This window comes from Alteromonas sp. AWJ4_197, assembly GCF_056160285.1.
Map to the genome: position 1 here is coordinate 68799 of NZ_JBSWWW010000005.1, position 24627 is coordinate 93425.

25 protein-coding genes are annotated in these 24627 nt (G+C 48.2%); 14 read left to right on the forward strand and 11 right to left on the reverse strand.

Going from position 1 to position 24627, the window contains the following annotated elements:
- Window positions 1-179: 179 nt before the first annotated feature.
- The 5 genes from ACXAGC_RS11970 to queF all read right to left on the reverse strand — a co-directional run bounded on the left by ACXAGC_RS11970 (window position 180) and on the right by queF (window position 6033).
- A complete protein-coding gene (locus ACXAGC_RS11970; RefSeq protein WP_474844592.1) occupies window positions 180-1793 on the reverse strand; it encodes an HDOD domain-containing protein in 1614 nt (537 codons plus the stop codon).
- Between the two features lie 10 nt (window positions 1794-1803).
- Window positions 1804-2178: a DUF3192 domain-containing protein gene (locus tag ACXAGC_RS11975; RefSeq protein WP_119500471.1), complete on the reverse strand. Its 375-nt coding sequence runs from the start codon at window positions 2176-2178 to the stop codon at window positions 1804-1806.
- Window positions 2179-2269: 91 nt separating this feature from the next.
- Complete coding sequence (gene ppnN / locus ACXAGC_RS11980; protein WP_474844593.1) at window positions 2270-3628, reverse strand: nucleotide 5'-monophosphate nucleosidase PpnN; 1359 nt, start codon at window positions 3626-3628, stop codon at window positions 2270-2272.
- Window positions 3629-3637: 9 nt separating this feature from the next.
- A complete protein-coding gene (locus ACXAGC_RS11985) occupies window positions 3638-5158 on the reverse strand; it encodes a GGDEF domain-containing protein (RefSeq protein ID WP_474844594.1) in 1521 nt (506 codons plus the stop codon).
- 32 nt (window positions 5159-5190) lie between these two features.
- Window positions 5191-6033, reverse strand: a complete 843-nt coding sequence (gene queF, locus ACXAGC_RS11990) for an NADPH-dependent 7-cyano-7-deazaguanine reductase QueF (RefSeq protein WP_474844843.1) — start codon at window positions 6031-6033, stop codon at window positions 5191-5193.
- Window positions 6034-6135: 102 nt separating this feature from the next.
- On the opposite strand from queF, the gene syd reads away from it, so the two are divergent.
- Entirely contained in the window at window positions 6136-6684 is a 549-nt protein-coding gene (gene syd, locus ACXAGC_RS11995; RefSeq protein ID WP_474844595.1) for a SecY-interacting protein, read from the forward strand.
- A gap of 3 nt (window positions 6685-6687) precedes the next feature.
- Here the strand turns inward: syd and ACXAGC_RS12000 are convergent, their stop codons facing one another.
- Complete coding sequence (locus ACXAGC_RS12000) at window positions 6688-6981, reverse strand: hypothetical protein (protein ID WP_474844596.1); 294 nt, start codon at window positions 6979-6981, stop codon at window positions 6688-6690.
- Between the two features lie 208 nt (window positions 6982-7189).
- Between ACXAGC_RS12000 and ACXAGC_RS12005 the strand changes: the two genes are divergently transcribed.
- Together ACXAGC_RS12005 and ACXAGC_RS12010 are read left to right on the forward strand one after the other, a co-directional pair.
- A complete protein-coding gene (locus tag ACXAGC_RS12005; protein WP_474844597.1) occupies window positions 7190-7549 on the forward strand; it encodes a DUF3192 domain-containing protein in 360 nt (119 codons plus the stop codon).
- A 135-nt stretch (window positions 7550-7684) separates the two neighbouring features.
- The gene (locus ACXAGC_RS12010) at window positions 7685-8332 is read left to right on the forward strand and encodes a GNAT family N-acetyltransferase (RefSeq protein WP_474844598.1); all 648 of its coding nucleotides are present in this window, start codon (window positions 7685-7687) and stop codon (window positions 8330-8332) included.
- A gap of 847 nt (window positions 8333-9179) precedes the next feature.
- Here ACXAGC_RS12010 and ACXAGC_RS12015 read toward each other — a convergent pair.
- Both ACXAGC_RS12015 and ACXAGC_RS12020 read right to left on the reverse strand, forming a co-directional pair.
- Entirely contained in the window at window positions 9180-9482 is a 303-nt protein-coding gene (locus tag ACXAGC_RS12015) for a DUF3301 domain-containing protein (RefSeq protein ID WP_303574442.1), read from the reverse strand.
- 4 nt (window positions 9483-9486) lie between these two features.
- Entirely contained in the window at window positions 9487-10539 is a 1053-nt protein-coding gene (locus ACXAGC_RS12020; protein ID WP_474844599.1) for a DUF3549 family protein, read from the reverse strand.
- Between the two features lie 109 nt (window positions 10540-10648).
- On the opposite strand from ACXAGC_RS12020, the gene ACXAGC_RS12025 reads away from it, so the two are divergent.
- Genes ACXAGC_RS12025 through ACXAGC_RS12035 form a run of 3 tightly spaced genes read left to right on the forward strand, consistent with a single transcriptional unit; the run spans window position 10649 to window position 12180 of the window.
- Window positions 10649-10960, forward strand: coding sequence for a YqcC family protein (locus ACXAGC_RS12025; RefSeq protein WP_474844600.1), 312 nt, complete (start codon window positions 10649-10651; stop codon window positions 10958-10960).
- Between the two features lie 28 nt (window positions 10961-10988).
- Window positions 10989-11708 (forward strand): pseudouridine synthase, encoded by a 720-nt coding sequence (locus ACXAGC_RS12030; protein WP_474844601.1) that lies wholly within the window; start codon window positions 10989-10991, stop codon window positions 11706-11708.
- Between the two features lie 22 nt (window positions 11709-11730).
- Window positions 11731-12180, forward strand: coding sequence for a flavodoxin domain-containing protein (locus ACXAGC_RS12035; RefSeq protein ID WP_349584919.1), 450 nt, complete (start codon window positions 11731-11733; stop codon window positions 12178-12180).
- Window positions 12181-12280: 100 nt separating this feature from the next.
- On the opposite strand, the gene dapD is transcribed toward ACXAGC_RS12035, so the two are convergent.
- The 3 genes from dapD to map form a co-directional block, all read right to left on the reverse strand.
- Window positions 12281-13105, reverse strand: a complete 825-nt coding sequence (gene dapD / locus ACXAGC_RS12040; RefSeq protein WP_119500480.1) for a 2,3,4,5-tetrahydropyridine-2,6-dicarboxylate N-succinyltransferase — start codon at window positions 13103-13105, stop codon at window positions 12281-12283.
- Window positions 13102-15753, reverse strand: coding sequence for a [protein-PII] uridylyltransferase (gene glnD, locus ACXAGC_RS12045; RefSeq protein WP_474844602.1), 2652 nt, complete (start codon window positions 15751-15753; stop codon window positions 13102-13104). Before glnD ends, dapD begins: the two co-directional genes overlap by 4 nt.
- Window positions 15754-15937: 184 nt before the next feature.
- On the reverse strand, window positions 15938-16732 hold the full coding sequence (gene map / locus ACXAGC_RS12050; RefSeq protein ID WP_474844603.1) for a type I methionyl aminopeptidase: 795 nt from the start codon (window positions 16730-16732) through the stop codon (window positions 15938-15940).
- Window positions 16733-17136: 404 nt separating this feature from the next.
- Between map and rpsB the strand changes: the two genes are divergently transcribed.
- From rpsB to rseP, 8 genes are all read left to right on the forward strand, one after another.
- Window positions 17137-17868, forward strand: a complete 732-nt coding sequence (gene rpsB, locus ACXAGC_RS12055; protein WP_119500484.1) for a 30S ribosomal protein S2 — start codon at window positions 17137-17139, stop codon at window positions 17866-17868.
- Window positions 17869-17996: 128 nt separating this feature from the next.
- Complete coding sequence (gene tsf, locus ACXAGC_RS12060) at window positions 17997-18869, forward strand: translation elongation factor Ts (RefSeq protein ID WP_474844604.1); 873 nt, start codon at window positions 17997-17999, stop codon at window positions 18867-18869.
- A gap of 193 nt (window positions 18870-19062) precedes the next feature.
- On the forward strand, window positions 19063-19803 hold the full coding sequence (gene pyrH, locus ACXAGC_RS12065) for a UMP kinase (RefSeq protein ID WP_119500486.1): 741 nt from the start codon (window positions 19063-19065) through the stop codon (window positions 19801-19803).
- Window positions 19804-19819: 16 nt separating this feature from the next.
- Complete coding sequence (gene frr / locus ACXAGC_RS12070) at window positions 19820-20377, forward strand: ribosome recycling factor (protein WP_119500487.1); 558 nt, start codon at window positions 19820-19822, stop codon at window positions 20375-20377.
- Window positions 20378-20386: 9 nt separating this feature from the next.
- On the forward strand, window positions 20387-21166 hold the full coding sequence (uppS, locus tag ACXAGC_RS12075; protein ID WP_474844605.1) for a polyprenyl diphosphate synthase: 780 nt from the start codon (window positions 20387-20389) through the stop codon (window positions 21164-21166).
- 53 nt (window positions 21167-21219) lie between these two features.
- Entirely contained in the window at window positions 21220-22083 is an 864-nt protein-coding gene (locus tag ACXAGC_RS12080; protein WP_119500489.1) for a phosphatidate cytidylyltransferase, read from the forward strand.
- Window positions 22083-23264: a 1-deoxy-D-xylulose-5-phosphate reductoisomerase gene (gene ispC, locus ACXAGC_RS12085; protein WP_474844606.1), complete on the forward strand. Its 1182-nt coding sequence runs from the start codon at window positions 22083-22085 to the stop codon at window positions 23262-23264. Before ACXAGC_RS12080 ends, ispC begins: the two co-directional genes overlap by 1 nt.
- Window positions 23264-24619 (forward strand): sigma E protease regulator RseP, encoded by a 1356-nt coding sequence (gene rseP / locus ACXAGC_RS12090; RefSeq protein WP_474844607.1) that lies wholly within the window; start codon window positions 23264-23266, stop codon window positions 24617-24619. Before ispC ends, rseP begins: the two co-directional genes overlap by 1 nt.
- The last annotated feature ends 8 nt before the right edge of the window (window positions 24620-24627 follow it).

Below are 24627 nucleotides of genomic sequence, written 5' to 3' on the forward strand. Positions count from 1 at the left end.
AGGTTGCCAGGCGCTACTGTGACAGCGGTAAAGTTGTGTCACCTACGGAGAGTCGCCAAAGCCGGAAATGCGTAAAACCGATGCCAGCGGCAAAAGTCTTAACCCCTCTATTTTATATCAAGACGACAGGGTGTAACAGAAAACTGCATGTCACTCGCCATAAATTTCATGAATGTTGGCTATGAGCGTTGGCGAAGAGGTAACCACATCAGATAGCCGGTAGCGCCGGCTATCTGTGACAAAGAAGAAGGTGTGAGCTTCAGAGTCTGTAATGCCTGACTTTGAAACAGCTTCGTATCCTCACATTCAGTGCCACCAAACAGCCATTTGTTAGCCAGTAGGATACTGAGTCCGGCTAAAGCCGCGTCTGCCCGTACCACTTCAGGCACATGAGCCGGTAACGTTGAACAATGGCTGATCACAGCCTGATAGCGCGCCGGCTGTTGCCACTGTTTTGCCAGTGAAGCAGACAGGGCAGGGAGGGGCTGGGTCTCCGTCTCCTGCAATGCTGTTAGCTGATACAGCCGCTGCCGCTGAAGCGGCCAGTGTTTTATAATCTTCAGTGCATGCAAAGTAAATAAAGGTGCGGTTGTGAAGGTGGCAATCAAAGCTGCCGTTTGCGGTGTCTGCTTAACATTACTCCTCTCAGCCAGTTCTGATGCAATCGCAGCAACAAGTTCAGCGAACCGGATACAAACAGCAAGCTGCGGGAAGTGCCGCTGGTGCAGACGCTGGTTCAGTGCCCGCATGATAAGCATATCGCCTATCCGGGTAAGGCCGTATGTCATAATGGCTTGTTTAACGTCTTTTACCGGTAACTGAAGCCGGTTGTCCAGACTGGCCGTTTTCTTCAGATAGTCTGAAAATACCGGCATGCGTGAAAGCCTGCCTGAGAGCTTGTGAATGTCGGTATTGGTATCGTGCAAACTCGTAATGATAGTCTGCAGATCACTGGGTAAACGACTCACAGGGTAGGTATCGGGTATCAGTTGTCTGACGGCAGGTTTAAAAGCCGCATCGCAGGCTTTTACTTCTGATAGCCATTCATTCAGAGACAGAGCCTGATAGCGTGTTATTTTAATCTGACGAAGGTGTTTCTCCTCAACATCCCCGGAGGCTGTCAATACAGCACCTGTGGTGGACGTTAAAGTGAACAGGAAAACACCTTCGCCTTTAGGAAAAGACACTGCGCAGCCGGGCATAAATTCGCCGGGATACTTCAGCAAAGATTCAAACCGGTGCAGATCCCTCTCATTAGTGCGGGGGATAACCGTTTTCAATCTGCTTACCATTGAGCCCTGCTGATTTTTAATCAGTGAAATGACGGAGATAAACAAAGACTGTTCTTCGTTTAACCGGTGAGGATGAAGGAAACGGTGGGGGGCGGGTTCCTGAACCACTTTTTTAAGTTTCAGTAAACCGGAAAAAAAAAGCAGTCGCTTCCCCCGCCAGAAAAGATGACAACCTTCTTGTTGTTCAGCATTGTCCTTCAGACTGCAAACGGCGAAAGTAGCGGCTACGAGGTGCTGAAGATAGTGATCATTAAGTTGAAACTTAAGGCCCAGAAAGGTCATTAAACAAGCTGCACGTTGTGGCAACAGATTGTGAACAGAAGAGTCCTGCGGAAGCGATCCAATGGCAAGAAGTGAGTCGGGTAATGTGCGGCCGGATTTAATTAGCCGGATGGCCAGAGAGAGACTCTGCCTCGTTATTTCTGCGGGAGGACACGCCTGCGTAAACAGCAGGCTGGTTTGATGGATATGGTTTACAAGATCTTCAATGGCACTGTGCATTGCAGGGGAGTTATGACTTCAGATAACTCTGATAGGCACCTTCTCCCCAGGCGATCAACTGATCGCCCTCAAACAACAAAGGTGTGCACTCATCCTGAGTAGTCAGGCCATCAGCCCTGACATGTTGAGTACGGTAAAACATTACCTGGATAGTTGTGCCAGAGTCCATCTTTGCTTCGGTAATGTCCGGAGACCCGAGCAGGGCAAGTACTTCTTCACGGGTGGCACCTAACTTCAGTTTGGTGATTTGAACCTTGTTGTATTCTTCCCGATCCTGCCAGTCCATATTTTCCGGCTTGTCAGGGTAAAATGACATTACCAGAAAAACAAAGAGGGCGTAGGCGCACGCGCCCAGCAAAATCAGTTTTAAAACCTTGCCATTCATCCTTTTTCACTTTTAACTGCGAATTGCCCTCAGTGTACCTTAAAACACCGTTCAACTGTAACGACTAAATCGTAACAAGCTTTAACCGGAACTAGGTATTAATTGTATAGCAGGGAACGTAATCCGAACCGGGCAACTTCATTCGCTGTTGTGATACAAATGACTGCAACAGCGTATCAATGCGTTCCATCATGGCGGGATCGCCGGTAAGACGGAACGGCCCCTGTTCTTTAATCTGTTTTACACCGTCCGCTTTTACGTTACCGGCGACAATGCCGGAAAAGGCTTGTCTCAGTACTTTCGCTATTTCTGAAACCGGTTGGTCAGTGTGCAGAGGAAGGGCAGCCATACTCTCGTGAGTGGGCTCGAAAGGCATCTGGAATGACTCATCGATACGCACCGACCAGTTGAAGCTGAATGCATCCCCCATTGCGCGGCGGAAATTTTCTACTTTTTTCAAACCGGCGCTGAGCGTACGGGCGACTTCTGCGGCATCATCAATAATGATCTGATACTTATCCTGTGCTTCTTTACCGAGAGTTGCACCAATAAACTCGTCTATCGCTTCAAACCAGACTCTTGATTCAGCGGGACCGGTAAGAATGACAGGGAAAGGCTGCTGGGCGTTGCGGTCGTTCATCAAAATACCGAGAAGGTACAGCAATTCTTCTGCTGTACCCACGCCACCCGGGAAGATGATAATGCCGTGTGCAAGACGAACAAAAGCCTCAAGACGCTTTTCTATATCCGGCATGATAATGAGTTCATTGACGATAGCATTTGGCGGCTCGGCAGCAATAATGCCCGGCTCTGAAATGCCAATGTAGCGCCCTTTGGAATAACGCTGTTTGGCGTGGCCGATGGCAGCCCCCTTCATCGGCCCTTTCATGGCGCCGGGACCACAGCCGGTACAAATATTCATTTCTCTCAGACCCAGCTGGTATCCGACTTCCTTGGTGTATTTATATTCGTGCTGCCTGATGGAATGACCACCCCAGCAAACAATGGTATTCAGTTCATCATTGCCTTCCAGTGCCTGGGCGTGACGCAGCATATCGAACACCATATTGGTAACAGCACTGCCTTCTGTGGGCGCTTTTTCATGTACAAAAGCGTATTTATTGCCCATGAACAGTAAATCACGGAGCACCGCGAATATGTGCTCATGTACGCCACGCATGAGCTTGCCGTCCACAAAGGCAACCTCAGGGGGATTAATCAGCTCTATTTTGACTCCGCGCTCACGTCGTATCAGGCGAATATCAAAGTCGTCGTATGGTGCAAAGAGCAGTTCGAAATTGTCTTCGTCTACGCCGCTGTTGAGGACTGCGAGACAACATCGTTTAAAAACATCGAATAACTTGCTGTTAGTGGTGTCCTGAAGTCTGGCGACTTCGTCTTGTGACAGCTGGCTCATCCAGCCTACCGGGTTCAGTTGCACTTTATTCATATCACAGTCCTATTCGACTACAACGCGATTTCTGCCGTTCTTTTTCGCCTGATAGAGTAATTCGTCGGCCCGCTCAAACATGGAATGAGGTTCATCGTTCTCACGCAGGCAGGTACCACCGAATGATGCGGTTATACTGACTTTTTCCTGTTTAAATTTGAAAGGTAAACGGGATAGTGACTCCCGCATGTCATCCAGCTTTTTTTCCAGCGCTGAGGTTTCGATAAATGGCAGGATCATGACAAACTCCTCACCACCCCAGCGTGAAATAAACTCATCACCGTGAAGCTGTTTTCTCAGATGGTGTCCCACCACCTGCAAGGTTTTATCACCGGCCTGATGGCCGAAGCGATCATTAATAGATTTAAAAAAGTCGATATCAATCACAGCGAGTGATAACGCACGGTTGTCATTCAGGGCATCTTCATACTCGCGGTTGAAGCGTTCATTGTAAGCCAGTCTGTTTGGCAGGCGGGTAAGAGGATCAGTATGACTAAATGCAGTCTGCTCAGCCAGCTTGCGACGGTAAACCTGGGTTTGACGCTGCAGGGTTTCCATTTGCGTTTGCATAGCACTCAGCAAGCCCATCAGTGCCTGCTGTTCCTTATTGTCTGCCTCTTTCCGGTTAGCCACGGCCGTAGAAATAGACGTAATGTGTGCCTGAGCCTGCGTTTTCAGTTTCTCCAGTGAATCAGAGTCCTGAACGGTCTGACCCATTTCCGTCAGCTGGCTGGTAATGTCATCTGCACTGGCATTTCGCGCTTCAAAGGCTTTGCCCGACGAAGCCATACTGGCTTCAACGCCTTCCTGAATCCCGCCTAACGCGTGATGGATACGGTAGATCATACGTCCGGACAGGGTTGCCTCATGCATGGATTCCGTGACTACCAGCCTGATAACAATAATACAAGTCTGCAGCAGCTCTTCTTCAGAAAGTTGCGACTCCAGTTTCGTGCGCAAATCAACGACCTTCGGTTCATCAGGTTGCTTTTTTGCATAGCTGTCGATGAGCTGACTCAGTTCGTTCTGAATTTCCTCAAACAGTGAGCCGCTCGTCCGTGCTTCAGGCCTCTTGTGCAGTCGGGGAGATGAGCCGGCGTTTTCATCAACGGCTTCTGCTGACACAAGAGAGAACAGCTTGATTGCTTTAAGACACAATGACTGCAGCTGAAACAGGTTATCGACGGGCTGTTGAGCGGCAATCAGTAAATGCGTACTTTGCTGACGCAATGTCTTATTCTGCTGAAATGTGCTTTGAAACTGTTTGATCGCCTTTTCAAGTTCTTTAACGGTAAGTTGGGTGTGCTGTTTCACTGACGTGTCAGCATGCTGAATATGGGTATTCAGCTTGTTAATACTGACCGTGGCGAGAGTAAAATCAGGTTTTCCGGACAGGTGTCCCCGCAGAACCCGCAATTCTTTATCTGTCTCGGCTGACAAACCCTCATAAAAGGAACTTAACCGTATTATGAACTGTACCAGCGTCTCATTATGTGAAGCTAATGAAGATAATTGCTTAGAATCCATCATTTTCCTTTGCATACCGGCGGAGTGACCGCCCACTATTGGCGAGCCGAACGGGTGTTTAAACCTGCAGTTTCATAATTCGACCGGAACGGATTAATATCCAGTCCTCCCCGTCGGGTATAACGGGCAAAGACGGTAAGTTTTTCCGGTTTACACTGGCTCATAATGTCGCAAAATATTCGTTCAACGCACTGCTCATGGAATTCATTGTGTTGTCTGAAACCAATTAGATATTTCAGTAACGATGCGTGATTGATTTGTTTTCCGCTGTACCTGATTTGAATACTAGCCCAATCTGGCTGATTTGTGATTAAACAATTCGATTTAAGCAGATGACTGACTACTGTTTCGGCAACATCCTGATTTTCTGTAGTTAATAACCCGCTGTCAGGGGAATATGACGTCACCGTAATATCCAGATCGTCAATCACCTGCCCTGACAGTTCTTCCATTCCCAGCGTGTTGAATGCGTCTGGCAGGATAATTACGACATCGACAACTTCTCCGGCACAGGCAGATAAATCTCTGGTCAGGGCGTCCTTTACCGCTTCTGCATCATCAAATTTCGACTGATTAAAGCTGTTAAGGTAAAGCTTGAAAGATTTAGACTCAATTAATGAAGGAGACGTGACCGGTACTCTGCATTCAAGAATCGCCACACAGGGTTTACCTTTGCTGTTCAGCCATGACAACTCGTAGCCGGTCCAGATATCGCAGCCCTGAAAAGGCAAGGCTTCCGCTGATAATGACAGTGTATCTCTGCTCAGGCTCCGTGGTACAGCTTGTAGCAATGAAGGATTGTAGGACGTTTCATATTCAACCGTTTTTCCAAGGGAAAGATCTGAAGGCACCTTGAAAGGCTTTGGGTTTGTCATAATGTGTGATTCAACCTTAAAATAGCGGGCAGAAAAGTCAACGGGCCCGCAATCTGATAAAACCAGAATGAAGCAGGTCCTCAGTGTAACCAAAAGGCCACCGAAATGCCCGACCAATTAACACAAAGTTTAGATGCTTTTATTCAGCAATGCCTTACCGCTGCGTCACAAAATCCCGATTTTCTGACGATTGAATTTGATAAAGACTGGCCTTCACCGTGTTATTCACGGAATGCTGAAAATGGTGAAATGATAAACTGGCAACCTGTTAAGCAAACTGGCAACAATAACTTCAATGGTCTGGAAGAGGCGCTGGATATTAAATTGCACCCTGATTTTGTTACCTGGTTCACCCGCTACTTCAGCTTTCATTTACCGGCAAAGGCAGAGCAGGGCAACTGTGAACTGCTGCAGGTTTGCAGCGATGAAGATTTTGAAAGACTTCAGGAAAATCTCATAGGGCACATTATGATGAAACGTCGCCTGAAACAGCCTGCTACGTTATTCTTCGCACTCACAGACGACGATGACTACCTGATTTCACTGGACAATAGTACCGGAGAGGTGTTGCTGGAGAGAGTTGGCAAACGTGCTGAGCAGGTGCTTGCCCCTTCAATGGCTGATTTTCTGTCAGCGCTTATACCGCGTCCTTAATTTTTACGCTGTTTTATCGCTCAATTGTGCGAGACGTTGTTCAAGTATCGCAATAGCCGATTCCATTTCGCTGACACGTTTTTCCAGCGCAGCGACCCGGTCGCCGGCATCTGAAGCTGGTGTTGCCGGCATTTTGCTGCTGGCATTCCAGGCTTTTATGGCATCGATAGCCTGCGTCACTGAGACTTTGAAAGGAGCCCGCGCGCGCAACAACCCTACGCCGGGCTGCAAACCTTCCTGGTGCATTTTGTGGCAAATCATAACGAGTTGTTGTGACTGGTCGGCCTGAGACATCATTTTTCCTTACTTCGGTTACTGAGAATACAGAGGTTTCGGGAATAGTATAAAGCACCAGTTAATAGTGTAATACACTAAATTTTAACCCAGTTTGTTTTGCTAAATTTTATAATGTTAAACAAAATCAGTGAGTTAATTTGTGGTCTGAAATTTGATTCTTTAGGTGTTAATAAAACCACTGAAATTATTTTTTATAAAAAGGATTACAATGAAACATCTCATTCTGGCCGCTGCTCTTATTTCACCGTTCACACTCACCGGTTGTGTTATCTCTGTAGGCGGAGATGACGGACATTATTCTTCAGACTGGCAGGATCGTGAATACAATAACCGTAAGCATGTTTCGCAGTTAGAAACCGGTATGACCTACGAGTCTGTTGTCCGCAAAATGGGTGTAGCCGATTTTAACGAAATGCACGATAAGAATGATCACGCTTATCGCGTACTGTTCTACCGTACTCAACGCACCATGGATGATGGTGTCACATCTAAAGACGAATGTACGCCTCTGGTATTCCGTGACGGAATTCTTACGGGCTGGGGTGAGGGTGCTTACAACCAGCTCTGAACCGCTCAATAGTGTGAATTAACTTTTAGTTAACAAGTGAGGCGTTCTTCTGTAAAGTGATTAAAAAACAGGCTATAACTGTTTGTCAGGCGTCAGTAGTACATCCGCCTGTTCTCATTTACAGGAGATCGTCCCATGAATACCGTTCTTGAGCCAGATGTACATATCGAAGACGTGCGTGCAGTATTCCTCACTGCCGACAATCTGAAAGTAGCCGCTTCCATTCTTTATAACGCCTATCATGATGATCCTCTGTTCATGGACATCTTTCAGGCAGAAAAAGAAGGCTATGAAGGCCGTCTGCGCAGTGCCATCAGAGAAGAGCTGGATGCCTTCTGGGATGCAGGTCAACCCATGATAGGTTTGTTCGAAGACAGTCGCTTGCTGGCTGTCACTTGTCTGACGAAACCCGGAAGCAGCTTTTCCAGCGGGCGTTTCTGGCACTGGCGATTGAAAATGCTGCTGACAGCAGGCTATTTCAGTACCCGTGCTATGGTTGAGAAAGAAGAGAAGATCCGTAGTGCAATGCCCGCTGAACATTATCATATGGTGTCTTTTATCGCCGTCCATCCGGACCATCAGCATCATGGTCTGGGTCATTTGTTAATGGGGGCAATAGACAGTATTGTTAATGAAGACCCATCCAGCGAAGGGGTAGGCGTTTTTGTGAGCGTACCCAAATATCTGAAGTTCTTCAGAAGCGGGTTCTATCAACAGATCTCGGTGATCACAGTGTCTGACGTTACCGGAGAGATCCTCTTTAAGCCAAAGCCACTAGTCTGATCACTTAGCCTCTATCTCCCTGTTTTGAAAGCGTAACCTGATGGTTGCGCTTTTTTTCATCACTATTCTGCTACCGGTGTTTTTTCGCAGAATTCCCCAGGTAGACATTACCCAAAAGTTTGTAAGACATGTCTTACAAAAGTGTAGGACTTTGAAGTTTTTTTTATGACGTTTTTATTATACCAAAGTATAAAGCTACTGTTTTTGTTAGATTTTTTGATAATGCCGGTAATGACAGATTTATGACGGTGAAAATAATTGAAAAAAGCATGTAGCACAGATCTACAGGATCAGTACTATTAAACATGTCACAGGGAAACACGACGAGTCAGGGACGAACTTTACGACACTCATGGATGAACTGCGGACAACCGAAGGAACGGAATACTGACTCAGGAAGAGCCAGTTTTCAGGAGAACGGAAAAGGGATACGGTCAGGATGACCGTCAGGGACAACTTCAGGATGAAGAATACCACGGGGATTGCGGTCACAAGGACATTGGAAGCGCGAGGGAAAGCGCATAAGGGACAACCTCAGGAACGGGGATTACCACTGCACGGATGAGTGGTTAATATGGATTAAGGGATAAGGATAGCGTTCATGATGAACGCAATGGACAACTTCAGGGATTGAAGAATGCTGCACGAAGGATGTGTAGTTACTACAGGAAAAATGGAAAGGGATCCGCTCACGGAACAGAGTGGCCTGCTCAGGATGACGCAGGAAAAGAAGGAAAGGGGCGCATACGGATTTTTACTGGACGGTGAAAGTCGCAATGGATCGCAGAGAAGGACGCTCAAAATTCAGAAAAAGCGATAGCGTCGGGCTATCGCTTTTTTTGCGTTTTTATACGCGGTAAGGCGGTAATTGCGTTCTGAGTACCCGTTTTCCCACCATTTCCATTTCTCCAGTATATCTGTCTTCTCCGTTTCCGGAAAATTCAAACTCAAATCGTGAATGCCAGTCTGGCTTAGCATATTTGAAAGTCAGTCGTGTGGAGCGCCGGGCCAGTGTCAGCAACTGGAGATGATGCGTGTCGCAGTACCGGCGCGCGTGTTCGAATGCCGCCTCTGAAATGCTGCGGATCCGCCAGAACTGAAAGCCCGCAAATCCAATCAACAGAAATAAAGTTAATTCACCTAAAGTCATTTGTTTACTGCTTCTGTGCCTGGTTAAACAACCGCCCGAAGGCCAGCTTCAGCTTTTCGCTGCACGTATCTGTTCTCAACAGGGTCAATACCTGTAATCTCTGCACCGGTAACTGAACCAGGTCAGAGAAAAAACCGCCAAATACTGCGCCTTGCCTGCTTTCTTTATCATCCACAGCGGCAGCATTTTCAAAAAAGCGAACAAGAAGGGGTTCATCGAGCTGCGCATAGTGGCGGCCGGCAATCACGCTGAGCAGATGAATATCTGCCTGTTCCCCGTTCAGTAAATCTGTCAACAGTGCTGTGACACTTTCATCTGCTGTTTCGCTGGCCAGCGCCCGCAATGCTGCCAGACCCGTTACCGGGTTCTCAATCAGCGTTTCCTGACAGTAAACGGCGATGGCCTGTTTCAATGTTGGTGCCAGGTCGACGGGTTCGCAACTCTCCATCAGTGTCTTGACAAAATCCTGCTGAAAAAGTGACAGGTTAGTTATTACAGCGGTGACCGCGTCATCTGATGTCAGCGTAGTAGCATAATCGGCAATGGCCTGTACAGAGAGTTCCCGCCAGTCACTGACTGCCGGGGCTTTTACATACTGCGCAACTTTATCTGTGCCCGGCGCCGCCGGCAGGCCGAGCATATTTCGGGTCAGGGCGTTGAACTGCGCCATCTGCGACTGTACCGGCACAAAAGAGTAAGGATTATCCGGCAATGTATCCTGCTTTTCATTTTCCGGACTGCTACCGAGCACATCGACAATAATTTGCAAAAAATGATTACGGGCGGCCATGACCAGTAAACCCCGCTCATCAACCGGGAACTTCAGAAACCAGATATAATGATGTTTTACCGGCTTGCCCGACCAGAAGACAATGCCAAACCAGGCGTGTTGCTGGCGTGGTCTGGGGCAGGGGCGCATGCCGCTTTCCATTTCAAGGAATTGCTGTGTGTCCAGGGGGTGTACACCGCGGCCTAAATCAAACAATTGAAAGTCCGTTCCTGCGTGAAGCAGAAATTCGCTGAGTGTTTGAATAGATTGGGCTGACTGACCGGACATACTGAACTGCTCCACCTGAAAACAAAGGCGGTATGATAACGGTGTGCCGGGGCTTTTGCTACCGTAACAGTGACTCTATAATGGCCGCTTTTCATCATAAAGAGCCGTTATGTCACAGGTTGAACACATTGGTCTGTTACTGAAAGATTTGGAAATAGTCCTTAAAGCAGGTGGCTACTGGTCGTCAACAGCACCGGCGCCGGAAGCGTTGCAAAGTACGCAGCCCTTCGCCCGCGATACGCTGGCCTTTGAAGCATGGCTGCAATTTATTTTCATTCCCCGCTTTCAGCAATTAATCGCTGCAGGACAATCTTTACCCGCCAATATGGCTTTACTGCCGATGGCGCAAATTGCGTTGCCGGGCGAGGTGGATTTGCATCTGGTGCTGCAGCAACTTGACGAGGTTGTTTGTGGAGAGTGAAGCGGGATTGATAACCGGTCATCAGCCAGTGAAGATTTTATATCGGGATGATCACATTGTTGCCATGGACAAGCCTCCGGGTTTGCTGGTTCACCGCAGCCCGATAGATAAGCGGGAAACTGAATTTGCTGTTCAGAGATTACGGGATACTGTGGGGCAGCACGTTTATCCGGTCCATCGTCTGGACCGGCCTACTTCCGGTGTACTGGTATTTGCATTTAACGGACAGATCGCCAGTCAGCTGGGGCAGGCAATGATGGGCAAACAGATCCGTAAAGGCTATCTGGCCCTTGTGCGCGGATGGATGAATGGCTGTGGTTTAATCGATTATGCCCTCACATTTAAAAGGGACAAGTTTGCCGATGCTCACCGGGCAGAAGACGTAGCCCCGCAGCATGCAGTAACTGAATACACGGTTATGAAAAAATTCAGTGTGCCTGTGCCGGTGGGAAGGTATGATTCTGCGCGTTATTCGCTGGTGGCGCTGAGGCCGTTTACCGGACGCAAACATCAGTTGCGCAGACACCTTGTTCATTTACGCCATCCAATCATCGGTGACACCTCACACGGTGATGGCAAACAAAATAAATTTGCACGGGAGCAGTTTGGTTTTAATCAATTAGCCCTTACGTGTACTTTAATGCAATTTTCACATCCGGTGACGGGAAAAACCGTTACCATCAATACTACGCCTCATGCGCCTTTTGCCAGTATGCTCAGCAACCTGGCCGGGTACGAGGTGACTTAATGACTGATTAAAGAGGGCTGATATGACAGCATTAACCATTCTTGCCGGCAGTGTTTACGGAAATGCGCAGCATGCCGCAGAAACGGTAGCTGAATCCCTGAGTGCGCAAGGAATCGAGTGTCAGGTGTGCAGTGATCCGCAAGTTTCAGATGTGACTGACGCCGGTGCTTTGCTGGTGATCACATCAACAACCGGACAGGGAGATGTGCCACCGAATCTGGAATTTGTATTTTCAGATCTAAAAGACCAGTTTCCGTTGCTCGACAGAAAACCATTCGCTGTTTGTGCGTTAGGTGACAGCAGCTACGGAGATACGTATTGTGCAGCAGGACGCCAGTGGTTTGAATTGCTCAGCGAATTGCAGGGTAAAGCCGTGGCTGAGATGCTGGAGGTGGATGCTATTGAATGCTTTGAGCCGGAAAAGCCGGTGCTGGCGTTTGTTGAATCTATCAAAGATGAACTGGTGGTGTAATCGCCGTCAGTGTGTTTATAGCAGGCAGCTATAACGAAAAAAGCGCAGGCGGGTCAGTTTATACTCCCGGCTGCGCTTTTTATTTATGTGATCCGCAGAATTATTCTACCCCACGGAGCAGGGCGTTGATGCCTACTTTTGCACGGGTTTTTGCGTCCACTTTCTTCACGATGACCGCTGCATACAGGCTGTGAGAGCCATCTTTAGAAGGCAGAGAACCTGAAACCACAACTGAACCTGCCGGTACGCGACCATAAGTAATTTCGCCGGTTTCACGGTCATAAATGCGGGTGCTCTGGGAGATGTAAACGCCCATAGAAATTACCGCGCCTTCTTCTACGATCACGCCTTCAACGATTTCAGAACGTGCACCGATAAAGCAGTTATCTTCAATAATCGTCGGGTTGGCCTGCAGTGGTTCCAGTACACCACCAATGCCTACGCCGCCAGACAGGTGAACATTTTTACCGATTTGTGCACACGAGCCAACAGTTGCCCACGTATCTACCATAGTGCCTTCATCAACAAATGCGCCGATGTTTACGTAAGACGGCATCACAACCACATTCTTACCGACAAATGAACCGGTACGTACTGCAGCCGGTGGCACAACACGTACGCCTTCCGCGGCAAATTGTTCAGCAGTGTAGCCGGTATATTTTAAAGGTACTTTATCGAAGTATGTTGTTTCAGCACCATCGATAATGTCATTGTTGTGAAGACGGAAGTACAGTAATACCGCTTTCTTCAGCCATTGATGAACAACCCATTCACCGGCAATTTTTTCCGCTACGCGGGCTTTACCGCTGTTCAGCATAGCGATAGCGTCTGCAACAGCTTGTCTTACTTCGTCCGGCGCAGAAGAGGGTGACAAAGCGTCACGGTTTTCAAACGCATCTTCAATGATGGATTTCAATTCAGTCATGATATGTTGATGTCTTCAAGTTGATCGAGTTTAAACAGGATTTGCTTTTTAAGGGCAACCTGCTGCTCCTGGGTTAATGATTTGCCAGCGTCGTTGCTGACAATAAAAATATCTTCGGCACGCTCCCCGATGGTGGCAATCTTTGCCAGTTTCAGAACCACGCTTTTATCCACGAATGCATGGCCAATTTTAGCCAGAATCCCGGGGGCGTCCAGCGCTTCCAGTTCTATCAGTGTGCTTTCATCATTTAATGTAAAAAAGCGGACTTTCGTGGGGACATCCAACTGACGCATCTGGCGGGAAAGTTTGCGCTTGTTGTCATGGGCCCGTCCCGGCTTTTCCAGTTGAGAAAGAATGGCGTTCTCCAGACTCTTCGTACGGTTTTCACCGCTTAATCTGGAACCGTCATTTTCCAGCACCAGAATGCTGTCAAACACATAGCCGTCACGGGTGACTGTAATGTGGGCATCGTGAATTGAACAGTTTCTGCTGTCTATGACTGAGGCAACCTGAGCGAACAGTGCTTTCCGGTCCCGCCCGTAAATAAGAATTTCAGTGCCGCCTTTTGCGGAGTTGTCATTAGCTTTAACAACCAGAGCGTCGGGATTGTCTGCCAGTACGGATTTTTCCCCGTTTAAAATCTCCAATGTATGCCAGGCAATCTGCGCCGGCTTGAAGCGCACGAAGTAATCGTCTTCCAGACGATCCCACAGCGACTGAATATCGTTTTCCGGCACGCCTTGCGCGTCCAGAATAATACGCGCTGTGTGTTTATGTTCTTTTACCCGGTCGTCCAGCGTGACCTGGCATTGCAAACCATTGTCCAGTGCCTTTTGGGTCATGAGATACAACTCTCTGAGCAGCGATGATTTCCAGTCGTTCCACAGGTTATCATTGGTGGCGCGGATATCCGCCAGAGTGAGTACGTATAAAAGGTTCAGGTGGGTGTGGCTGCGCACGGCGGTGGCAAATTCGCTGATCACATCCGGATCATAAATATCACGACGCTGGGCAACCACTGACATCAGCAGGTGGTTTTCGACCAGCCATTCAATCAGCTCTGCATCTTTCGGCTTTATGCCATGTAGTCCGGCAAACTTTGCCACATCTTCAGCGCCCAGTTCTGAGTGGTCGCCGCCCCGGCCTTTTGCAATGTCGTGAAATACTGCGGCAATATAAATCAGCTCAGGTTTGTCCAGGTTACGGACAATTCTGCCGCACCGGGGAAATTCAATGTTTTCCGGCTGGAAGTAATGATTCACATTTTTCACCACACGGTGGGTGTGTTCATCAACGGTGTAGGCATGGAATAAATCGAATTGCATCATGCCAACAATCTTATCCCATTCAGGCAGGTAACATTCCAGAATGCCGTACTGATGCATGATATCCCATGCGAAATCGAAAAAGTGCGGATGGCGGAAAAGAAGCATCAGCCGTTCGCGGCAACCTTCCCGTTCTACGTAGTAGTTATTTTCAAACTTTCTGCGGACATTCCTGAGCTGGCGGATGGTATCGGTGTCCAGTCCCTGTACCGCAGGGGTGTCGGCCACGACTTTGAGAAAATCCAGCACAGCTTCCGGGCAATCAAATACACCGGAGCGGGTAGGGGATATCATTCCGTCCAGGAGTTTGAAGTCTGCGTTAACCGGCGTTTCAGACTGCACACTCTGATTCAGCATATCGTAGCGGAACCGTTGCAGCAGCATTTTATTCAGTTCACTCACACGGCGGATAATGCGAAAAAAGTCCCGCATCATTTTTTCTACTGATGCTTTTCCGTCGCGGCCGTAACCCAGTTTTTCTGCTACATCCGGCTGGTAATCAAACAGTAAGCGGTTCTCACTGCGTCCGGCTATAAGGTGCAGAGCAAAACGCATACGCCAGAGGTGCATGCGGCAGCTTATCAGTTCGCCATGTTCTTCTTCGGTAAAATAACCGTGGCCAACCAGATTAAAGCCGTCATATTCTTTAAAGTGCTTTTTTGCGACCCAGCCAATGGACTGGATATCACGTAAACAGCCCGGGTTCTCTTTAATATTAGGCTCAAGGTTGTAAGACGTGCCATTGAATTTGGCATGGCGGGCCATTTGCTCGTCGTACTTGGCTTTGAAAAAGTCTTTCGATGAAAGGGCTTTGCGGCTGTTCAGCTTATCCCACAGTGTTTCAAACACATCCATATCACCGGTGAGCAGGCGGCTCTCCACAAGATTTGTGGTGATCGTGATATCTTCTTTAGCAAGTTGCAGTGTTTCTTTCACTGTACGGACAGATTGACCCACATCCAGTTTGATATCCCATAACAGCGTGATGAACTGACTGATACGCTCCTGCACATCTTTATTGAGCTTTTTGTGACTGACAATTAATAAGTCGATGTCTGAATGCGGTTGAAGATGACCGCGGCCATATCCCCCTACCGCACAAAGCGCCAGGCCGGATACAACATCCAGACCCATCAGTTGCCAGAGGTGGGCAAGCATGGCATCCACAAACTTCGCACGGCCGGTGACCAGTTGATCCACCGGTGTCGTATCAAACGCACTTTCGAGCCACTGATTAGACGCGGTAATACGCGCTTTGATACCTGCGATATCTTCAGCGGAGGTGATGGTTTCGGCCTGTTCGATTAGTCTTTGTAAGCTCAAAATGTGCCTTTTATTACTTCAGAAAGGAAAAATCTCGCGAACAATAACACGAAACGTCATATTTTCGCATTATGCAAAGGTGATGAAAATGAGCTAAAAAGTGAATAATTAGTCGAAAAAGTTATAACTAAGGGAGAAGGACAGGCGCCGGGATACGCCTGTCGGAAAAACTTACCGGCCGGAATTAACTGTGGCTGATGACTCTGGGCAAATCTTCTTCTTCACGCAGCGTCAGTACTTCAACGCCGTCTTCAGTAACCAGCAAAGTATGCTCCCACTGGGCGCTCAGGCTACGGTCTTTAGTGACCACAGTCCATTGATCCGGCAGTACCTTTGAGTGGCGCTTACCGGCATTTACCATGGGTTCGATTGTGAAGCACATACCCGGAACCAGTTCATCACCCGTGCCCGGACGGCCATAGTGAACAATCTGAGGTTCTTCATGGAAACCTGCACCAATACCGTGTCCGCAGTACTCACGGACGATAGAATAATTATGCGATTCAGCATGTGTCTGGCAAAGGTGACCGATGTCCCCCAGGCGCATGCCGGGCTTTACTTGCCTGATGGCGTTGTATAAACACTCCTGTGTTACCCGCACCAGGCGTTCAGCCAGAATGGCGGGCTTGCCGACGATAAACATCTTTGAGGTATCGCCGTGGTAACCGTCTTTTATCACGGTTACATCAATATTAATGATATCGCCGTCTTTAAGTTTTTTATCCGACGGGATGCCATGACAAATACAATGGTTTACCGACGTACAAATAGATTTAGGAAAGGGCGGATGACCATAGTTTAATGGTGCCGGAATCGCTTGTTGCTCATTGACAATAAAGTCGTGGCATAAGGCATTCAGTTCGTCAGTGGTTACACCTTTTTTTACATGTGGTGTAATCATCGTCAGCACGTCTGCGGCGAGTTTGCCGGCAACGCGCATTTTTTCAATTTCTTCAGCGGTTTTAATAATAGCTGCCACTGTACCCTCGATCATTGATAACAGAGAAAACGGGAATGCGCCGGAAATGTGTTTAGTCTGATGATATACCTGACTCAGGTATTTGAAGTTATCACAAATTAAAACGGCAGGCGCATGATTGCTATTATGGTAACGTCTGACAGCGCAACTGTATAGTCATCCCGCATTTCGACTGCCTAAGATGACGTTAAAACTTGAGCATGGGGGGCTGTTGTGGTATAAAGCGCCCGCGTTTTGTGAGAGTCGGAAAAACACTGTTTATCCGGACCGCAATATTCGTAAATTAACTTTTTAAATAACACACATATACCGACACTTGTCATCGGGGTGTCTGCAAGGTCTTCACAGACTGCGCGGATCGATGGAAGGGGTATATGGAGGCCTAACCCCAAGAGGAAAATATCATGGCTAACGTATCAATGCGTGACATGCTGAAAGCCGGTGTGCATTTCGGTCACCAAACCCGCTACTGGAACCCTAAGATGAAGCCTTTCATCTTCGGTGCCCGTAACAAAGTTCATATCATCAACCTGGAAAAAACAGTACCTCTGTTCAACGAAGCAATGAACTACCTGTCTGGTGTTGCTTCCAAGAAAGGTAAAATCCTGTTTGTTGGTACTAAGCGTGCGGCTGGTGAAGCTGTAAAAGATGCAGCACAGAAATGTGACCAGTTCTACGTGAATAAGCGTTGGTTGGGCGGTATGCTGACTAACTGGAAAACAGTTCGCCAGTCTATCAAGCGTCTGAAAGATCTTGAGCAACAAGCACAAGACGGTACTTTCGACAAGCTGACCAAAAAAGAAGCGCTGATGCTGCAACGTGAAATGGACAAGCTGGAAAGCAGCCTTGGCGGTATCAAAGACATGGGCGGTCTGCCTGACGTGATCTTTGTTATCGACGCTGACCACGAGCACATTGCAATCACTGAAGCACGTAACCTGGGTATTCCTGTAGTTGGTGTTGTAGATACTAACTCTAACCCTGACGGTGTTGACTTTATCATCCCTGGTAACGACGACGCGATCCGTGCTATCCAGCTGTATCTTGATGCTGCTGCTGATGCAGTAAACAAAGGTCGCGAAAGCAACCTTGAAGTTCAGGCTGAGCAAGACGACTTCGTAGAAGCCGCTGAGTAATCAGACCTGACCGGTGACAGTGGTCATGGCAATGACATGCCACTGTCATCAAAAATACCGAATATCTCAAGAGGGGCACCAATAGCCCCTTTTACCTTATTAAATGTTTAATGCTGAGGAATTGAAAAATGGCAGTGACTGCAGCACTTGTTAAAGAACTGCGTGAGCGTACCGGCGCAGGTATGATGGATTGTAAAAAAGCGCTTGTTGAAACCGACGGTGACATCGAACTGGCCATCGAAAACATGCGTAAGTCTGGTCAGGCTAAAGCCGCTAAAAAAGCTGGCCGTATCGCCGCTGAAGGTGTAATCCTGACTCAGGTTGAAGGCAACCGCGCTACCATGATGGAAGTAAACTGTGAAACTGACTTCGTTGCCCGTGACGAAGGTTTCCTTGGCTTCGGTAACAAAGTTCTGGCCGTTGCACACGCTGGCAACATCAACTCTGTTGAAGAGCTGAACGAAGCTGAATTAGACGGCGCGAAAGTTATCGAAGTACGTGACGCGTTAGTTGCTAAAATCGGTGAAAACATTTCTCCTCGTCGCGTTATCAACGTTGAAGGCGACAACCTGGGTGCATACGTGCACGGCGGTCGTATCGGCGTAATCGCTATCTTAAACGGTGGCGACGAAGAACTGGCTAAAGACGTAGCAATGCACGTTGCAGCGGCAAGCCCTCAGTTCGTTAAGCCTGAGCAAGTGCCAGCTGAAGTAGTAGAAAAAGAGAAAGAAATCCAGGTAGAACTGGCTATCCAGTCTGGTAAGCCTGCTGATATCGCTGAAAAAATGGTTGCTGGCCGTATGAAGAAATTCACCGGCGAAATCAGCCTGACAGGTCAGCCTTTCGTTAAAGATCCTTCTGTTTCTGTTGGCGAACTGCTGAAGAGCAAAGGTGCTGACGTTGTTAACTTCATCCGTTTTGAAGTGGGTGAAGGTATCGAGAAGAAAACTGAAGACTTCGCAGCTGAAGTTGCGGCTCAAATGGAAGCGGCGAAGAAATAATTCTGCGTTTCGCTTTTTCATTCGGCCAATGTCGGATACACTACAGAGCACCTCTTCGGGGGTGCTTTTTTATGAGTGAGGCAATCAACTGCCTGACAGTAAAAATATCGCTTGTAACGAGTCGGCTTGCGTCATTTCTTGTTATGTATAACGAGGCATGAGACAAGCCGAATTCATAAGGACTATTCAAACAATGAGTATCACACCAAAATCAGCCTATCGACGTATTTTGTTAAAACTCAGCGGTGAAGCGCTAATGGGTTCCGAAGGATTCGGTATCGACCCTAAAGTGCTCGATCGCATGGCTCAGGAAATTAAAGAGCTGGTTGAATTGGGTGTACAGGTAGGCTTAGTTATCGGTGGCGGTAACCTGTTCCGTGGTGAAGGCCTGGCGAAAGCGGGTATGAACCGTGTAGTGGGTGACCACATGGGTATGTTAGCTACTGTCATGAACGGTCTGGCTATGCGTGATGCATTGCACCGTGCTTTTGTAAACGCCCGCCTGATGTCTGCTATTCCTTTAAATGGTGTTTGTGACGCCTACAACTGGGCAGAAGCTATCAGCTTATTAAAATCCGGCCGCGTTGTGATCTTCTCTGCAGGTACCGGTAATCCTTTCTTCACTACCGATTCTGCTGCCTGTCTGCGCGGCATTGAAATTGAAGCTGAAGCCGTATTGAAAGCCACTAAGGTAGACGGTGTATACAGTGACGACCCGGTAAAAAATCCTGACGCTACACTGTATGGCCAACTGTCTTATCAGGAAGTGCTGGAAAAAGAACTCAAAGTGATGGATTTATCTGCTTTCACTCTGGCACGTGATCACCGTATGCCTATCCGCGTATTCAACATGAACAAACCGGGCTGTCTGAAGCGGGTTGTCATGGGTGAGCAGGAAGGTACGTTGATTGACCATCCTGAAAATTTTAAGTAAGAAATAGGAAACAACTGTGATTGATGAAATTGAATTAGATGCGCAAGAGCGTATGGATAAAAGCATCAGTGCACTGAAAAGTCAGTTAAGCAAAATTCGTACAGGCCGTGCTCACCCGAGCCTGCTTGACGGCATCATGGTGCCTTACTACGGTGTGGATACGCCGCTGAAGCAAGTTGCGAACGTTGTCGCAGAAGACAGCCGCACGCTGGCGCTGAGTGTATTTGATAAAAGTGCTATTCAGGCTGTAGAGAAAGCTATCATGCAATCTGATCTGGGCCTCAACCCGATGAGTGCAGGAGCGTCGATTCGTATCCCGTTACCTCCGCTGACGGAAGAGCGTCGTAAAGATCTTATCCGCGTTGTACGTAACGAGGCGGAAGGTGGTCGTGTTGCTATCCGTAACATCCGCCGTGACGCAAACGGTGACATTAAAGATTTGCTGAAAGAAAAAGAAATCAGTGAAGATGAAAGCCGCGCTGCGGAAGAAAACATTCAGTCTCTGACGAATGATTTTATTAAAAAAGTGGATGCCATGCTGGCAGACAAAGAAAAAGAACTGATGGAAATTTAAAAAGTTACTATGTTAGGAATGCGGTCTAACACAGCGCCTGAAACCACTGAGACCCCGGTCAATGTACCGGGTCCTCAGCATGTTGCGATCATCATGGACGGAAATGGTCGATGGGCGCAGAAAAAGGGCAAAATCAGAACGTTTGGCCATAAGGCCGGCGTTGAGTCTGTTCGCGCGGTAGTGCGTTTTGCCCGCCAGAACAAAATACAATCACTGACGCTGTTCGCTTTCTCCAGTGAAAACTGGAAGCGTCCCGAAGAAGAAGTGTCGGTGCTGATGGAACTGTTCAATCTGGTATTGAACAATGAAGCGAAGCGATTACATAAAAACGGTGTACGTTTAAAAGTGATCGGTGACGTTTCAGCTTTTGATGATAAATTGAAAGATAAGATCCGTAAAGCAGAAGAAATGACTGCTGACAATAAGGATCTTGTTCTCAATATTGCTGCCAATTATGGTGGCCGCTGGGATATCGTTAATGCGGCACGGGAGTTATCTCAGGCTGTAGCAGAAGGCTCGATGACTGCTGCAGATATCACTGAAGAGGCTTTCGACGCAAAAATGTCAACAGCAGGGCTGCCGGAGCTGGATTTACTTATCCGCACAGGCGGTGAGCATCGCATCAGCAACTTTTTGCTGTGGCAATGTGCCTACGCTGAACTCTATTTTACTGACGTGTTATGGCCTGATTTTTCTGAAGATGTTTTTCAGCAGGCAGTCAATGATTTCAAACAACGCCAGCGCCGTTTCGGTCTTACGGGCGAACAGGTCAGCGTTCCACGGAACTGAAGCCTGCAACTAACGGCGGTGCCGGCACCGCCATCAGGAGCACATCGCCAATTATGCTAAAACAACGAATAATAACAGCATTAATTCTGGCGCCTCTGGCGCTGATAGCCATCCTTTTTTTACCGGTCTGGCAGTTTGAAGTTGCCATTGCCGGTGTCGTCGGGTTGGGTGCTTATGAGTGGGCGAATATGTCCGGCATCACAGCACGTCCCCGCAAAGCCATGTTCGCTGCTTTTGTTTTTGCGCTGTGTCTGGTGCTGTCGTCCATTGTGGATGCTCAATACATCTGGTACCAGGGGCAACTCCACGGGCTTTACCATTTCATCCTTGGCGTATCCGTTATCTGGTGGATGTTCTCGCTGTGGATGATCATTTTCTATCCCCGTTATTCAGCCTTCTGGCGGAACAATAACCTGATTCGTTTAGGCTTCGGTCTGCTGACCTTAATCCCGACCTGGGTTGCCGTTATCAGTCTCAGAACCAGTCTTCATGATGTTGACACCTTATATGGCTCATCGCTGATTTTCTATGTGCTCGGTATTGTCTGGGCGGCAGATATCGGCGCATTCTTCAGCGGCGTTAAATTCGGTCGCCATAAACTGCGGCCTAATGTGTCACCCGGCAAAACGCTGGAAGGTTTAATCGGTGGTATCGGTGCATCTTTCGCTATTATCGCTTTTGCAGCATTACATTATCAGGTAGCAACAGACCGCATCTGGCTGCACTTGCTTATTGGTGGCATTACCGTGGCGGTATCTGCGCTGGGTGATTTAAACGAAAGCATGCTGAAGCGCTGTGCAGGCATTAAGGACAGTGGCAAATTATTGCCCGGACACGGTGGTATTCTTGACCGTATCGACAGCCTCACTGCGGCCTTTCCCGTATTTGCATTTTGCTATGTTACCTGGATGGCTTGATGCAGACAGTTACCATACTTGGCGCAACAGGCTCCATCGGTTGCAGTACCCTCGACGTTATCAACAGACACCCGGATAAATACCGGGTTTTCGCTGTTACCGGCAACAGTCAGCTTGAAAAGCTCATGCAGCAGGCAATCAGCTGCGCAGCACGTTACGTGGTAGTCGCAGACGATAATTTGTATGACGATGCGGTGAAGCTGGCGCAGTCGATGAAAGTCAGTTCGGAAATTCTTTGTGGCCCTAAGGCGCTGGAAGAAGTTTCCAGTGCACCGGAGGTGACTTCGGTGATGGCGGCCATTGTTGGCGCAGCAGGCTTATTACCAACCCTTGCAGCGGTAAAAGCAGGTAAGCGTGTATTGCTGGCAAACAAAGAAGCGCTGGTTATGTCCGGTGCGCTTTTCATCGATGCCGCTAATCAGAGCGGGGCAGAAATTCTTCCCATAGACAGTGAACACAATGCCATATTCCAGTGTTTGCCTGAAGGATTTCGCTATGGTGAATTGCAGCAGGCAGGGATCAGTCAAATTTTGCTCACCGGTTCCGGCGGACCTTTCCGTCACCGCGATATTGACACCTTTCACAGCATCACTGTAGAGGAAGCCTGTCATCACCCGAACTGGTCCATGGGCCGGAAAATCACGGTGGACTCGGCGACCATGATGAATAAGGGACTGGAATTTATTGAAGCCTGCTGGTTATTCGGTGCTTCTTCAAAAGATATTACGGTGGTACTGCATCCTCAAAGTGTGATCCATTCCATGGTACAGTACACCGATGGTTCGGTGATTGCCCAGTTAGGCAACCCTGATATGCGTACGCCCATTGCTTATGGCCTCGCCTGGCCTGAACGTATTGATGCCGGCGTTGAACCGCTGGATTTTGCGAAAATGGCAAGCCTTACTTTTGAGTCACCCTGTTACGCGCGGTATCCTAACCTGAAACTGGCGATTGATGCCTGTGACAGCGGTCAGGCTGCCACAACGCGCCTTAATGCGGCCAACGAAATTGCCGTTGCCGCCTTTCTGGATGGCGCCATTGGTTTTACCGATATTGCAGCAATTAACGAGGAAACGTTAAACAGAATGGAACCTGTAACGGTATCGTCACTCCAACAGATCCTTGAAGAAGACAGAATGGCGAGAGAAGTCGCCACAGAACTGGTACGGAGTAAGGTGTAGTGTTCACGTTTCTGTGGAGTTTAGGTTCATTCATAGTCGCACTGGGTATTCTAGTCGCGGTGCACGAGTGGGGACATTTTATTGTTGCCCGGATGTGTGGCGTGCATGTCGAACGGTTTTCAATCGGCTTTGGTAAACCGTTCTGGACACGAAAAGATAAGAAGGGCACCGAATTTGCGGTAGCCGCTATACCGCTGGGCGGATATGTACGTATGCTCGACGAGCGTGTGGATGACGTGCCTGCGGAAAAACGTCACCTGGCGTTCAATAACAAACCTGTATTACAACGTATGGCAATTATTGCCGCTGGCCCCGGTGTAAATTTTATCTTTGCAGTGCTCGCATTGTATATGATGTTCCTGATTGGTCAGAATACAGTAAAACCGGTGATTGGCGATATAACGCCGGACAGTTTCGCCGCGCAGGCTCAGATAAAAGCCGGTGATGAAATTATTGCAGTGGGTGGTCATGAAACGCCTGACTGGGAATCGGTAAATCTGGAATTGATTTCTGCGATTGGTACACCTCAGGTGGTAATTACCGTGAAATCTGCCCAAGGTGTGACCAGTCAGACGAATTTACACATTGCCGGCTGGAACTTTGACCCGGAAAAACAGTCTGCTTTAAACAGTTTGGGCATCGTACCTTTCAGACCTGAAATTACCACCGTGGTGGCATTCATTTCTGAAGACAGTCCTGCAGAGCAGGCGGGGTTACTGGTCGATGATGAACTGATTGCGCTAAATGGCGAAAAGATAGAAAGCTGGATGTCTCTGGTTGACACTATTAAAGGGTTACCCGGTGAAACCGTCAGCATTACATTAATGCGGGGCGGTCAGCAACAGACAGTTAGTGCTACAATAGCGCGCCGGGATACCCCTGACGGTCAGGATGGTTTCTTAGGGGTAAGCCCTAAAGCTGAACCCTGGCCTGAAGGTTATGTCTTTACTCATCAGTACGGTCCTGTTGAAGCCGTGAGTAAAGCACTGGATAAAACCTGGCGGCTGACTGCCGTCAGCGTGGAAATGCTCGGCAAGCTGGTTACCGGCGATGTATCGCTGAATAATCTCAGCGGACCAATTTCCATTGCGCAGGGCGCAGGCGTCAGTGCCGGATACGGACTGGCATACTTTTTAAGTTTTTTAGCGTTGATCAGTGTCAGTCTCGGCATTATCAATTTGTTGCCAATCCCCATGCTGGATGGCGGTCACTTGCTGTTTTATTTCATCGAGTGGGCATCGGGCAAACCTGTACCGGAACATGTGCAGGAGTGGGGGTTTAAAATTGGCGGCGCACTGCTTTTCATGATGATGAGCATCGCCATATTTAACGATATTAGTCGCTTTGTTTCTTAGGGACAAAA